Source organism: Longimicrobiaceae bacterium, from assembly GCA_036375715.1.
Classification (GTDB): Bacteria; Gemmatimonadota; Gemmatimonadetes; order Longimicrobiales; family Longimicrobiaceae; genus DASVBS01.
The window spans coordinates 1-13,301 of the sequence record DASVBS010000068.1; the positions used below are offsets into that span (position 1 = coordinate 1).

The window sequence follows — 13,301 nt, forward strand, 5'->3', positions numbered from 1 at the left end:
AGATGGTGATGCCGGGGGACAACGTGCAGATGACGGTGGAGCTGATCACGCCGATCGCGATGGAGAAGGAGCTGCGCTTTGCGATTCGCGAGGGCGGCCGGACGGTGGGCGCCGGGGTGGTGACGGAGATTCTGGAGTAGAGAGAAGGGGTATCCGTCGCACGTTATCCGCTATCCGTTTGGCGCCTCGCGCACTGGTGCGCAATCGGACATTTGGTTCCATGTTTCTGACGGATAACGGATATCGGATAACGGATAACGGATAACCTACAGACGACCAGTCGGCGCTTCCACGAAGGAGCCAGACCGATGCGCGACAAGATCATCCTCTCCTGCACCGAGTGTAAGGAGCGGAACTACCACAAGACGAAGAACAAGCGGCTCCACCCGGAGCGGGTGGAGTACCGCAAGTACTGCCCGCGGTGCAACAAGCACACGCCGCACAGGGAAACGAAGTAATTCGGCGGCCGTCCGCGGGTGCGACGACATCGGCGCGCCCGCCTTCGGTCCGCTCTCCTCTAGTCGATCCTCTGCCGCATGGCTGACAGGCTTCGTACCGTTCAGGGCTTCGTGAGCGACGTCCGGACGGAAATGCAGAAGGTGACCTGGCCCGACTGGCCGCAACTGAAGAACTCGACCTTCGTGATCGTGGTCTTCGTTGCGGTCCTCGCGCTGGTCATCTTCGTCATGGACTTCGTGTCGCGGAGGCTGCTGGAGCTGCTCTCCAGCATCTTTGGAGGGTAGGGGGCCATGGCCGAGGCGAAGTGGTACGCCATCCAGACCTATTCGGGCCACGAGAACAAGGTCCAGCGGCTGATCCAGCGGCGCATCGACGAGGAGCCGGGCGAGCCGGAGGAGAAGCAGATCCAGGAGGTGGTAGTTCCGACCCAGGAGGTCGTGGAGCTGCGCAACGGCAAGCGGGTCACGGTCACGCGCCGTCTCTACCCCGGGTACGTGCTGGTGAAGATGCAGTACAACCAGCGGACCGCGCACCTGATCAACAACATTCAGGGCGTGATCAAGTTCCTGGGCACGGGGGCCGAGCCGCAGCCGCTGCACGAGGAGGATCTGGCCAAGATCTTCGGCGGCCCCGCCGCCGCGGAGGAAGCCGTCGAGGAGCCGATCGAGCACATCCCCTTCACCATCGGCCAGGTGGTCGAGGTCATCGAGGGTCCGTTCAACGACTTCAGCGGGACGGTCCAGGAGATCTACCCCGACAAGGGGAAAGTGAAGGTGGAGGTCTCGCTCTTCGGCCGGCCGACCAGCATCGAGCTGGATTACACGCAGTTGAAGGGATACTGACGGGAATAGGGACGGGTTATCCGTTATCCGCCATCCGTCGTTCATTTCGACGGATACGGAGAGGGAGTCTGACGGAACGGAGGGCGACCACGGATAACGGATAACGGATAACGGATAACCAATAGTCGTATGGCCAAGAAAGTCACCGGCTTCATCAAGCTTCAGGTTCCCGCCGGCGCGGCGAATCCGGCGCCCCCCGTGGGCCCGGCGCTGGGTCAGCACGGCGTGAACATCATGGAGTTCTGCAAGCAGTTCAACGCCCGTACGCAGAACCAGGCGGGGATGATCATCCCGGTGGAGATCACGGTCTACGCGGACCGGAGCTTCACCTTCATCACCAAGACGCCCCCCGCGGCGGTCCTGCTGAAGAAGGCGGCCGGCGTGGAGAGCGGCTCCCCCGCCCAGAAGCGCCAGAAGGTCGGCAAGATCACGCGCGACCAGCTGCGCCAGATCGCCGAGACCAAGCTCCCCGACCTCAACGCCACCTCCATCGAGGGCGCGATGAACATGATCGCCGGCACGGCGCGGAGCATGGGCATCGAGATCGAGGGATAATTGCAAATTACGAATGACGAATTACGAATTGTTGGACTGCTGGCACGAATCGGTAATTCGTAATTCATAATTCGTAATTGAGGGGCGGGGTGGGGCTGAGGTAGACGTCCACGTACCACCGCATGGCGCCAGGCGACGCCCGGTGGGAGGACCAGTTTTCAGATCGCCTCGGGGGGTACATGCCGAAACACGGAAAGAAGTTCCGCGAGGCATCCGCCCGTGTTCCCGTCGGTGCGGCGTTCGCGCCCACCGAAGCGGTGAAGCTGGTGAAGGAGCTCAGCTTCGCCAGGTTCGACGAGACGGTCGACGTGGCCGTCCGTCTGGGGGTCGATCCCCGGCACGCGGACCAGATCGTCCGCGGTACGGTGGTGCTCCCCCACGGGACCGGGAAGACGGCTCGGGTGCTGGTGATCGCGCAGGGCGATAAGGCGCGCGAGGCCGAGGAGGCCGGCGCCGACTACGTCGGCACCGAATACGTGCAGAAGATCAAGGACGGCTGGCTGGACTTCGACGTGGCGGTTGCCACGCCCGACCTGATGGGTCAGGTCGGCCAGCTCGGGCGGGTGCTCGGCCCCCGCGGCCTGATGCCCACGCCCAAGGCCGGCACGGTCACCTTCGACGTCGCCCGCGCAGTGCGCGAGATCAAGGCGGGTAAGATCGAGTACCGCGTGGACAAGACCGGAAACGTCCACGCTCCGATCGGGAAGGTGTCCTTTGGCGAGGAGCAGCTTGCCGAGAACCTGGCCGCATTCATGGACAGCATCCTGCGCGCCAAGCCGTCGGCGGCCAAGGGGAAGTACGTGCGGGGCGTGACGGTGTCCAGCACCATGGGCCCGGGCGTGCCGCTCGATCCGAACCTCTTCGCCAGGAGCTGAGCCGATGCACAGGGAACAGAAGGCAGCCGTCGTCGACGAGCTCCAGCAGAAGCTATCGGAAGCGAACGCGTTCTACCTGACCGATTTCACGGGTATGAACGTGAAGCAGATGACGGAGTTCCGGTCGCGCCTTCGCAAGCAGGGGGTGGAGTACGTCGTCGTCAAGAACACCCTCGCGCAGCGAGCGCTGCAGCAGCTGGAGCTCACGGATATCGCGCGCTTCTTCACCGGCCCCACCGGGCTGGTGATCGGTCGGGAGGACGCGGTCACCGCGGCCAAGGTCCTCACGGAATTCGCCCGCGAGTTCGACAACAAGCCCGCCATCAAGCTGGGCGTGGTCGAGCGCAGGGAGGTTCCGGCCGACCAGGTGAAGCAGCTCGCCGAGCTGCCGCCGAAGGAAGTCCTGCTGGCCCAGCTGGCGGGTGGGCTTCAGGCACCGATGGCCCGCCTCGCCGGCGGCGCCAGCAACCTCATCGCCGGGCTGGCCCGGGCGGTGGACGCTCTCCGCGCGCAGCGCGAGAGCGCAGGATCCTGATCGAGCGCCGCGACTCGCGCGGCGATTCAAGACGGACCGCTCCGGCGGTGAATAGAGGACTTCGCTAGTATTTCGCTGCACCGCGCGGCGGTCAGCGTCACCTGTACGTACTGAAGACAATAGGAGCCGACGATGGCGACCACGCTTTCTCGTGACGAGCTGCTGGATGCGATTGGCAACATGACGGTTCTCGAGCTCTCCGAGTTCGTGAAGGCGTTCGAGGAGAAGTTCGGTGTGACCGCCGCGGCCCCGGTGGCCGTTGCCGCCGCTGCGCCGGCGGCCGGTGGTGCCGCTGCCGCCCCCGCCGCCGAGGAGAAGACCGAGTTCGACGTCGTTCTCCAGAGCGCCGGCGAGAAGAAGATCCAGGTCATCAAGGTGGTCCGCGAGATCACCGGCCTGGGCCTGAAGGAGGCCAAGGACCTGGTGGACGGTGCCCCCAAGACCGTCAAGGAGGGCGCTTCCAAGGAGGAGGCCGAGCAGATCAAGGCGAAGCTGGAAGAGCAGGGTGCGGCTGTCGAGCTGAAGTAGGACTGCTCCTCCGATCCGGGGCCGTCCCTCGGGGGCGGCTCCGGATCGACGCCGCACGGCGCATCCGGCGGACGCCACCGGCGTGATGAAGAGGAACAGTCACTACTCGCTCGACGCCACATGGCTCGAAAGCCTGCTGACCATAGTCTGATCTGACCCGAACCCCGCCGAGTTTTCGGTCGGGGGATTTTGTGCTTTAGGTCGAACGGGTTCTTTACGGAACCAAGATTTCGACTTTTCCGATGCCGCCCAGGAGGGAGACTCACTTGGCAACGCAAGAGAAATCAATCGTCTCCTTCGCCAAGCTCGCGTCCGGTATGGAGATGCCGAATCTCCTCGACGTGCAGCTTCGCGCATTCCAGACCCTCCTCCAGACCGACGCCGCCGCGCAGGAGCGCGAGGACGTGGGGCTGGAGCGGGTTTTCAACGAGATCTTCCCGATCAGCGACGTCAACGGGAACTTCTCTCTCGAGTTCGTGCGCTACTCCCTGGGGGAGCCGAAGTACGACATCGAGGAGTGCATGGAGCGCGACATGACCTATGCCGCGCCCCTGAAGGCCACCCTGCGACTGATCGTCTGGGAAGAGGTCGGGGACGAACGTCGCCCCAAGGACATCATCGAGAAGGAGGTCTACCTCGGTGATCTCCCCCTCCTGACGCCGCTGGGGACGTTCATCGTCAACGGCGCCGAGCGCGTGATCGTCTCGCAGCTGCACCGCTCCCCGGGGGTGGTCTTCGAGGAGACGATCCACCCGAACGGGTCCAAGCTCTACAGCGCCCGCATCATCCCCTTCCGGGGCTCGTGGGTGGAGTTCACCGTGGATATCCACGACGTGGTCTCCGTCCACATCGACAAGAAGAAGAAGTTCCCGGCGACGGCGCTGCTGCGGGCCGTGGGATTCAGCCGGGACTCGGACGTGCTCGACGTCTTCTACGATCGCGAGAAGGTCGCGCTGACCTCGCTGGAGAAGGAGGCTTCGCGCGAGGGCCGTCGTAGTGTCGAGGCGTTCCACGGCTTCCTCGGTGAGGATGTGCCGGACCCGGCGCTGCTCGGCGAGGAAGGCGCGGTTCTCTACCGGGACATCGTGCTCGCGGAGACCGGCGAGGTCTTCGAGCGGGGCACGCGGCTGACGCCCGAGGCCTATGCCGAGGTGCGCGCCGCCGGCATCGGCACGCTGCCCATCGCCCCGGGCAATCTGCTGGCCCGCGCCGGCGATGAGCTGAGCGCCGAGCTGATCGGCCGTCTGCAGCGCGCCGGGGTGGACGAGGTGTGGCTGTACCGCCCGCGCACGCAGAGTGGCTCCGCGGTTCGCGCCACCCTCGCCAAGGATCCGACCCGCGGCACCATCGACGCGCTCTTCGCCATCCACAACCTGCTGCGGCCCGGCACGGCCCCGGCCCCCGAGGTGTGGACCGAGGAGGACTTCTTCGCCTCCCGCGACCAGGTCATGCACATCCACGACTTCCTGCAGATGTGGCAGGAGGCCGAGGAGGACGCGACCGAGACGGTCAACCGGGAGACCCAGCGCTCGACCGAGGAGCGGATGATCCGCTTCGCGCAGGAGCGCGGGATCCGCTACGTGTGGGAGAACTTCCGTGAGGAGCGCGCGGAGAAGTCGCCGCGCGCCCGGGTGCTCGTCTACGAGCTGCCGCGCGTGCTGACGGTCTACACGGCGGTCTGGCGGCTGCTCTTCCAGCCGCGGGCGGCGCTTGCCGTTTCGGGTGCGCTGGCCTCCGGCAACGGGCGCGCGCTCACCGACTACGGCGAGTACTCCGAGGAGTCGCTCAACAAGCGTTACGACCTCGGCCGGGTCGGCCGCTACAAGATCAACCAGCGACTCCAGCCGGCCTTCGCCGCGCTGGGCTTCACTCCGCCGCCGGCGGGGATGACCGCGCTGACCGCCCAGGACGTGCTGGCGATCCTCCACCACCTGGTCGACCTGCACGAGGGGCGGGGATACACCGACGACATCGATCACCTCGGCAACCGGCGCGTGCGTTCGGTCGGCGAGCTGATCGCGAACCAGTTCTCGGTGGGTCTGTCGCGCATGGCGCGCCTGGTGCGCGAGCGGATGTCGATCGTGTCCGACCCGGACAAGATCAACATCGACGACCTGGTCAACGCCCGCACGGTCTCCGCGGTGATCCAGCAGTTCTTCGGGTCCTCGCAGCTCAGCCAGTTCATGGACCAGACGAACCCGCTGGCCGAGCTGACCCACAAGCGGCGTCTGTCGGCGCTCGGGCCGGGCGGCCTCACCCGCGAGCGGGCCGGCTTCGAGGTGCGCGACGTCCACTACTCGCACTACGGGCGCATGTGCCCGATCGAGACGCCGGAAGGTCCGAACATCGGGCTGATCAACAGCCTGACGACCTACTCGCGGATCAACGACCTGGGCTTCATCGAGACCCCGTATCGCAAGGTGGTGCGAGCGGTCCTGCGCTACCCCTCGAGCGCCAAGCTACGCGAGCCGCTGCGGCTGGTGGTGGGTGAGCGCACGCGGACCTTCGCCCAGGCGGGCGAGACGGTGGACGCGGAGCGGGGCCGCGAGCTCTTCCGCCAGATGATCGTGGGAGCGGAGCTCGCCGAGGACCTGCGCGATTGGAGCGCCATCTTCCCGCGCATGCTGGCGGGCGAGATCCTGCAGTCGCAGTGGGAAGAGATCTTCGAAACGGTGCCGCTGCTGGCCCGCCGCGGCGAGCGAATCACCGAGGACCTGGCGCGCCGCATCGCCGAGCAGCCGGTCAACCTGGTGCGTGTTGTCTCGCGGCGCGCCGGGGCGGAGGCCCGGGGTGTGGCGCCGGAGACGATCCGCAACCCGCTCTCGCTGCCGGTACAGGTCTTCAAGCCGAAGACCGCCGCTTATCTGGCGCCTCCGGGCACGGTGCTCACCCAGGAGGTGGTGGACCGCCTCTACGACGCCCAGATGGAGGGCCTGGAAGAGGGCGAGCGCCCGCACGACGCGCCGGAAAAGGTGGGGGTCGACTATACCACCGGCGTCGCCGCGCTGACGGCCCCGCTCGACGTGGGTCGGGTGACGCTGCAGCCGGAGGTGCAGCTGACCTGGGTCACACCTGTGGTCACGCGGATCGTGGCCTGGCTGTCCGCCAACGAAGAGGAGCTCGCCCGCATCGCACAGGCGAACGCGCCTCTCGCCGAGGACGGCACCTTCGTGAACGATTTCGTGCTCTGCCGCGAGCGGGGTGACTTCCCGCTGCTCACGCCGGACGAGATCGATTACATGGACGTGGCGCCGGACCAGCTGGTCTCGGTGGCGGCCGCCCTGATCCCGTTCCTCGAGCACGACGACGCGAACCGCGCGCTGATGGGCTCGAACATGCAGCGCCAGGCGGTCCCGCTCCTCTTCCCGGAGGCCCCGCTGGTCGGCACCGGGCTCGAGGAGACCGCGGCCCGGGATTCGGGCGCGGTGGTGGTGGCTCGGCGCGCGGGAGTGGTGGCCGAGGTCACCGCCGACCACATCGTGATCGACACGGGCAGCACCGCCCCCGCGGCGGGCAGCGAGCCCTTGCGGCGCCTGTCGCAGTTCGATCGCTACCGGATGAAGAAGTACTGGCGGACCAACCAGGACACGGCGATCAACCAGCGGCCGCTCGTGCGGAAGGGGCAGCGGGTCGAGCGGGGAACCATCCTCGCCGACGGGGCCTCGACCGACAACGGAGAGCTGGCCCTGGGCCGGAACCTGTTGGTGGCCTTCATGCCCTGGTACGGCCACAACTTCGAGGACGCCATCGTGCTCTCGGAGCGGCTGGTGCGCGACGACGTCTATACGTCGATCCACATCCAGGAGCTCGAGCTCCAGGTCCGCGACACCAAGCGGGGAATGGAGGAGATCACCCGTGAAATCCCCAACGTCGCCGAGGAGTCGCTGGTCGACCTCGACGAGCGGGGCATCATCCGCATCGGAGCGCGGGTGAAGGCGGGCGACATCCTGGTCGGTAAGATCACCCCCAAGGGCGAGACCGAGCTCTCCCCAGAGGAGAAGCTGCTCACCGCGATCTTCGGCGAGAAGGCCAAGGACGTGAAGGACTCCTCCCTGAAGGTGCCGCCGGGCGTCGAGGGGACGGTGATCGACGTCAAGGTCTTCTCGCGGCGGATCGACGACCCGCTGCTGGAGAAGGAGCACGGTCAGCGGATCGGTGAGCTGCGGGCCTTCGAGCGCGCGGAGATCCAGCGGATCTCGGAGGCGCGCGACGAGGAGGTGAAGGAGCTCATCGTCGGCAAGGAGGTCGCGCTCTTCCTGAAGCGTGGGACGGTGGAGCCCTACTTCACCGAGGGGACGAAGCTCACCGCCGAGGTGGTGGCGGACCTCGACCTGAACGAGGTGGACCTCACCACGCTGAAGGTCACGGACAAGGAGACGAACGAGCAGCTCCGTCGCGTCATCGACGAGGCCAAGCGCCGCATCGAGCGCGTCCGTCAGCGCACCGAGGACCAGATCGACAAGGTCTTCCAGCCGGACGAGCTGCCTCCGGGCGTCGTCCAGCTGGTGAAGGTATATCTCGCCGAGAAGCGGAAGATCTCGGTGGGTGACAAGATGGCCGGGCGCCACGGGAACAAGGGCATCATTGCCCGGATCGTGCCCGAGGAGGACATGCCGTTCATGCCCGACGGGACTCCGGTGGATGTCTGCCTCAACCCGCTCGGCGTGCCGAGCCGCATGAACGTGGGCCAGATTCTGGAGACCCACCTGGGTTGGGCGGCGCGGGTCCTCGGCTTCGAGGCGAAGACGCCGGTTTTCCAGGGCGCTTCGGAGGACGAGATCGGGGTGCTGCTCCGGCTCGCGGGCGTCACCTGGGCGCGCCAGGCACTGGGCGTCAGTGCCCCGGCGCCGACCTTCGACGTGGAGGACGTGCGCCGGATCATCGCCGCTGTCGACGCGGTTCAGCTCGACGGTGAGCCGATCCCGGAGCGCGGAATCGGGCGCTCGATGGATCGACTGCTCGGTCAACCGACCACCCCCAAGGAGGTCGAGGACAAGCTGAGGGCGCTCAAGGGCTACCTGGTTGCGGCCGCGGAGGAGCTGGTCGAGCGGAGAGAGGGTGCCTCCCTCGAGGAGACCTTCCCGGCGGCGGCTGCCCTCAAGAAGTCCAAGAGCCTCGAGGGGCTGCACGACGCGGTGGAGGAGCACATGAGCCACGCGGGCCTGACCCCCGGTGGCAAGGTGCGACTCCGCGACGGCCGGTCGGGTGAGGAGTTCACCTCGCCGGTCACGGTCGGCTCGATTTACATGCTGAAGCTCTCACACCTCGTGGACGACAAGATCCACGCGCGGAGCATCGGCCCATACTCGCTGGTCACGCAGCAGCCGCTGGCCGGCAAGGCGCAGTTCGGCGGTCAGCGCTTCGGAGAGATGGAGGTGTGGGCGCTCGAGGCCTACGGCGCGGCGCACACGCTCCAGGAAATCCTCACCGTCAAGTCGGACGACGTGAACGGACGCTCACGGGTCTACGAAGCCATCGTGAAGGGAGAGAACCTCCCCGAACCCGGCCTGCCGGAGAGCTTCAACGTGCTGGTGAAGGAGCTCCAGGCGTTGGGGATCAGCGTGACGCTGGGCAATTGAGAAGAGGGGATATCCGTTATCCGTTATCCGCTATCCGTCAACAGTCAGCGGGCGCTCCAAGCAGCGGCAGACCTCGCGACACTGGCCGTCCTCGACGGACAACGGATAACGGATAACGGATAACGAACACCCCGCTTCCAGCGCAGTACCTGACATCGACGGCGAACTCCGACACCGTCGAGAGCTTATACAAGGGGGACACCTACATGATCGATTTTCCCCGCACTCGCGAGACGCGCGCGACGGACTTCAACTTCATCCAGGTGAAGTTGGCCTCTCCGGAGGAGATCCGGTCGTGGAGCTACGGCGAGGTCACCAAGCCGGAAACGATCAACTACCGCTCCTTCAAGCCGGAGCGGGACGGGCTCTTCTGCGAGCGCATCTTCGGTCCGGTCAAGGACTGGGAGTGCCACTGCGGCAAGTTCAAGCGGATCCGCTACCGCGGCATGATCTGCGACAAGTGCGGCGTGGAGGTCACTCTCTCCAAGGTGCGGCGCGAGCGGATGGGCCACATCGAGCTGGCGGTGCCGGTCGCGCACATCTGGTTCTTCAAAACGCTCCCCTCGCAGATGGGCTATCTGCTGGGGATGACGCTGCGGGACCTGGAGAAGGTCATCTACTACGCCGCCTACGTGGTCACCCGCCCCGGCCAGCAGGACGTCAAGATCGGTCAGTTGCTGGACGAGGAGGAGTACTACCAGCTTCGCCAGCGGGCGCAGGAGGAGGGCGACCAGGACTTCCAGGCGGACATCGGCGCCCCGGCCGTGCGCACCCTACTGCGTGAGCTGGACGTGGAGCCGGAGCTCGGCGGCGTCTGGAACGCGGACAACAAGGGGCTCGACCGGCTGGCGGAGACGCTGCGCGCGCAGGTCGCCAACGAAACCAGCCAGCACCGGAAGAAGCAGACGCTCAAGCGGCTGAAGGTCATCGACGCGATCCGCAACTCCGCGGAGAACCCGGCCGACCGCAACCGCCCCGAGTGGATGATCATGGACGTGATCCCGGTCATTCCGCCGGATCTGCGTCCGCTGGTACCGCTCGACGGTGGCCGCTTCGCTACCAGCGATCTGAACGACCTCTATCGGCGTGTCATCAACCGGAACAACCGGCTGAAGAAGCTGATGGAGATGCGCGCCCCGGAGGTCATCCTCCGCAACGAGAAGCGCATGCTCCAGGAGGCGGTCGACGCGCTGTTCGACAACGGGCGCCGCAGCAAGGCGATTCGCGGTCGCGGCAAGCGTCCGTTGAAGTCGCTGTCGGACATGCTGAAGGGCAAGCAGGGGCGCTTCCGCCAGAACCTGCTCGGTAAGCGCGTGGACTACTCCGGCCGTTCGGTGATCGTGGTCGGGCCCGAGCTGAAGCTGCACCAGTGCGGCCTGCCGAAGGCGATGGCGGTGGAGCTGTTCAAGCCCTTCATCATCCACGAGCTGGAGAAGCGCGGCGCGGCGGAGACGGTCAAGCGGGCGAAGAAGATCGTCGAGCGCGACGATCCGAAGGTGTACGAGGTGCTCGAGGACATCATCCGCGATCACCCCGTGCTGCTGAACCGTGCGCCGACGCTGCACCGCCTCGGCATCCAGGCCTTCGAGCCGGTGCTGGTGGAGGGGAAGGCGATCCGCATCCACCCGCTGGTCTGCGCCGCGTTCAACGCGGACTTCGACGGCGACCAGATGGCGGTGCACGTGCCCCTCTCCTTCGAGGCGCAGCTCGAGGCGCGGGTGCTGATGCTGTCGAGCAACAACATCCTGCTGCCGTCGAACGGCCGGCCCATCGCCGCCCCGACGCAGGACATCGTCATGGGGTGCTACTGGCTCACGAAGGATCCGGTGGGCTTCGAGGCCGCTTTCGCGGAGGAGAAGAACGGCGGCAAGCCGCTGCCGCGCTTCGGCTCCATCGGCGAGGTGGAGATGTCGCTGGCCAACAAGCTGGTCGACTTCCACACGCCCTGCTGGTTCTACTACGACCCGAAGGCGCTGGGGCCGAACGAGGAAGGGAAGCCGCGCAAGCCGCGCTGGATCGAGACCACGGTGGGCCGGGTGATCTTCAACTCGGTGGTTCCGCCCGAGCTGGGTTACTGGAACCGCACCATGGGGAAGAAGGAGCTCGGCGACATCGTCTTCACCGCCTATCGGCAGGTGGGGCTGGGGCGCACCACGGTCTTCCTGGACGCGCTCAAGGACTTCGGCTTCCGCTACTCCACCCTCGGGGGCGTCTCGGTCGGCATCGAGGACATGGAGATCCCCGCGGAGAAGGAGCAGATCCTTCGCGAGGCGGAGGAGGACGTCGCCCGCTACACCCGGGCGTACTCCAACGGCGTCATCTCCAACGGCGAGCGGTACAACAAGGTCATCGACACCTGGACGCACGCCAACAACGACGTGGCGGACGCCATGGTGCAGCGTCTGGCACAATCGCGCGGCGGGTTCAACCCCGTCTACATGATGATGAACTCGGGCGCGCGAGGCTCACGTGACCAGATGAGGCAGCTCGCCGGCATGCGCGGCCTGATGGCCAAGCCGCAGAAGAAGCTGACCGGCGGCATCGGCGAGATCATCGAGAGCCCGATCAAGTCGAACTTCCGTGAGGGTCTCACCGTGCTGGAGTACTTCATCTCCACGCACGGCGCGCGGAAGGGGCTGGCCGACACGGCGCTGAAGACCGCCGACGCGGGCTACCTCACCCGCCGCCTGGTCGACGTGGCGCAGGACGTCACCATCACCGAGGAGGACTGCGGCACCGTCCTGGGCATGGAGGTCTCCGCGCTCAAGGAGGGTGAGGACGTGGTCGAGCCGCTGAAGGACCGCATCGTGGGCCTGGTGGCGCTCGATGACGTGGTGGATCCGATCGACGGCGAGCTGATCGTCGAGGCGGGAACGCTGATCGACGAAGAGGCGGCGGACGCGATGGACGACGCGGGAATTCCCAGCGTGCGCGTGCGCTCCGTCCTCACCTGCGAGAGCCGTCGCGGGCTCTGCCGGCAGTGCTACGGCCGGAACCTCGCCACCATGGAGATGGTGGACGTGGGCGAGGCGGTCGGGATCCTGGCCGCGCAGTCGATTGGCGAGCCGGGCACGCAGCTCACGCTGCGAACCTTCCACATCGGCGGTACGGCCGCCCGTATCGCGGCGCAGACCCAGCGTCGCAGCAAGGTGGAAGGCGTCGCCGAGTTCGAGCGCATCACCACGGTGGAGACGCCCGAGGGCACGAGGATCGTCACCAGCCGCGAGGGTGAGATCCTGATGCGGACGCCCGAAGGGGTGATCCGCTCTCGGCTGAGCGTTCCCTACGGTGCGGTGATCGCGGTAGAGGATAAGCAGCAGGTGGACGTGGGCGACCTGCTGTTCAGCTGGGACCCCTACTCCGAGCCGATCGTCTCGGACTTCCGCGGTACGGTGCGCTTCATCGACATCGTCGATGAAGAGACGGTGCGCGAGGAGCTCGACGAATCCACCGGCCGGCGTCAGCTGGTGATCATCGAGGATCGCAACAAGAAGCTGCACCCGATGATCGAGATTCGCGACAGCGAGAACGACACCAAGCTGCGCGAATTCATCATCCCGGTGGGCGCGCAGCTCACGGTGCGCGACGGCGAGGAGGTCGCTCCGGGCACCACGCTGGCGAAGATCGCGCGCGAGGCGTACAAGACGCGCGACATCACCGGCGGTCTGCCCCGTATCGCCGAGCTGTTCGAGGCGCGCAAGCCGAAGGATCCGGCGGTCATTACCGAGGTGGACGGCTCCGTGCGCTTCGGGGACATCAAGCGCGGCAAGCGCGAGGTGATCATCATCCCGGAGAGCGGGGAGGAGCGGATCTACGAGATCCCGGTCGGCAAGCACCTCCGCGTGCACGAGGGTGACGTGGTGCGCGCCGGTGACCGGCTGAGCGAGGGTCCGGTGAACCCGCACGACATCCTGCGCATCAAGGGCCC

At 66.4% G+C, this 13,301-nt stretch carries 9 protein-coding genes and 1 pseudogene; all 10 read left to right on the forward strand.

All coding sequences use genetic code 11. The features are described 5' to 3' along the window. Positions 1–140: elongation factor Tu (gene tuf, locus VF167_14855; protein HEX6926699.1), on the forward strand; the 140-nt coding region annotated here is incomplete at its 5' end. A gap of 168 nt (positions 141–308) precedes the next feature. Beyond that, complete coding sequence (rpmG, locus tag VF167_14860) at positions 309–458, forward strand: 50S ribosomal protein L33 (protein ID HEX6926700.1); 150 nt, start codon at positions 309–311, stop codon at positions 456–458. A 78-nt stretch (positions 459–536) separates the two neighbouring features. Next, positions 537–743 (forward strand): preprotein translocase subunit SecE, encoded by a 207-nt coding sequence (gene secE, locus VF167_14865; protein HEX6926701.1) that lies wholly within the window; start codon positions 537–539, stop codon positions 741–743. Positions 744–749: 6 nt separating this feature from the next. Then, positions 750–1,301, forward strand: coding sequence for a transcription termination/antitermination protein NusG (gene nusG, locus VF167_14870; protein ID HEX6926702.1), 552 nt, complete (start codon positions 750–752; stop codon positions 1,299–1,301). Between the two features lie 129 nt (positions 1,302–1,430). After that, a complete protein-coding gene (gene rplK / locus VF167_14875) occupies positions 1,431–1,856 on the forward strand; it encodes a 50S ribosomal protein L11 (protein ID HEX6926703.1) in 426 nt (141 codons plus the stop codon). A gap of 179 nt (positions 1,857–2,035) precedes the next feature. Next, positions 2,036–2,731 (forward strand): 50S ribosomal protein L1, encoded by a 696-nt coding sequence (rplA, locus tag VF167_14880; protein ID HEX6926704.1) that lies wholly within the window; start codon positions 2,036–2,038, stop codon positions 2,729–2,731. A gap of 4 nt (positions 2,732–2,735) precedes the next feature. Then, on the forward strand, positions 2,736–3,266 hold the full coding sequence (gene rplJ / locus VF167_14885; GenBank protein HEX6926705.1) for a 50S ribosomal protein L10: 531 nt from the start codon (positions 2,736–2,738) through the stop codon (positions 3,264–3,266). Between the two features lie 132 nt (positions 3,267–3,398). Then, positions 3,399–3,794 (forward strand): 50S ribosomal protein L7/L12, encoded by a 396-nt coding sequence (gene rplL, locus VF167_14890; GenBank protein ID HEX6926706.1) that lies wholly within the window; start codon positions 3,399–3,401, stop codon positions 3,792–3,794. Between the two features lie 266 nt (positions 3,795–4,060). After that, a pseudogene (locus VF167_14895) lies at positions 4,061–9,370 on the forward strand (DNA-directed RNA polymerase subunit beta). Positions 9,371–9,579: 209 nt separating this feature from the next. Continuing rightward, a partial coding sequence (rpoC, locus tag VF167_14900) for a DNA-directed RNA polymerase subunit beta' (protein HEX6926707.1) occupies positions 9,580–13,301 on the forward strand: 3,722 nt, incomplete at its 3' end.

Bases quoted from the DNA above. Each gene is read 5' to 3' on its own strand.
- rpmG (HEX6926700.1), top strand. From the start codon at position 309: ATGCGCGACAAGATCATCCTCTCCTGCACCGAGTGTAAGGAGCGGAAC.
- secE (HEX6926701.1), top strand. From the start codon at position 537: ATGGCTGACAGGCTTCGTACCGTTCAGGGCTTCGTGAGCGACGTCCGG.
- nusG (HEX6926702.1), top strand. From the start codon at position 750: ATGGCCGAGGCGAAGTGGTACGCCATCCAGACCTATTCGGGCCACGAG.
- rplK (HEX6926703.1), top strand. From the start codon at position 1,431: ATGGCCAAGAAAGTCACCGGCTTCATCAAGCTTCAGGTTCCCGCCGGC.
- rplA (HEX6926704.1), top strand. From the start codon at position 2,036: ATGCCGAAACACGGAAAGAAGTTCCGCGAGGCATCCGCCCGTGTTCCC.
- rplJ (HEX6926705.1), top strand. From the start codon at position 2,736: ATGCACAGGGAACAGAAGGCAGCCGTCGTCGACGAGCTCCAGCAGAAG.
- rplL (HEX6926706.1), top strand. From the start codon at position 3,399: ATGGCGACCACGCTTTCTCGTGACGAGCTGCTGGATGCGATTGGCAAC.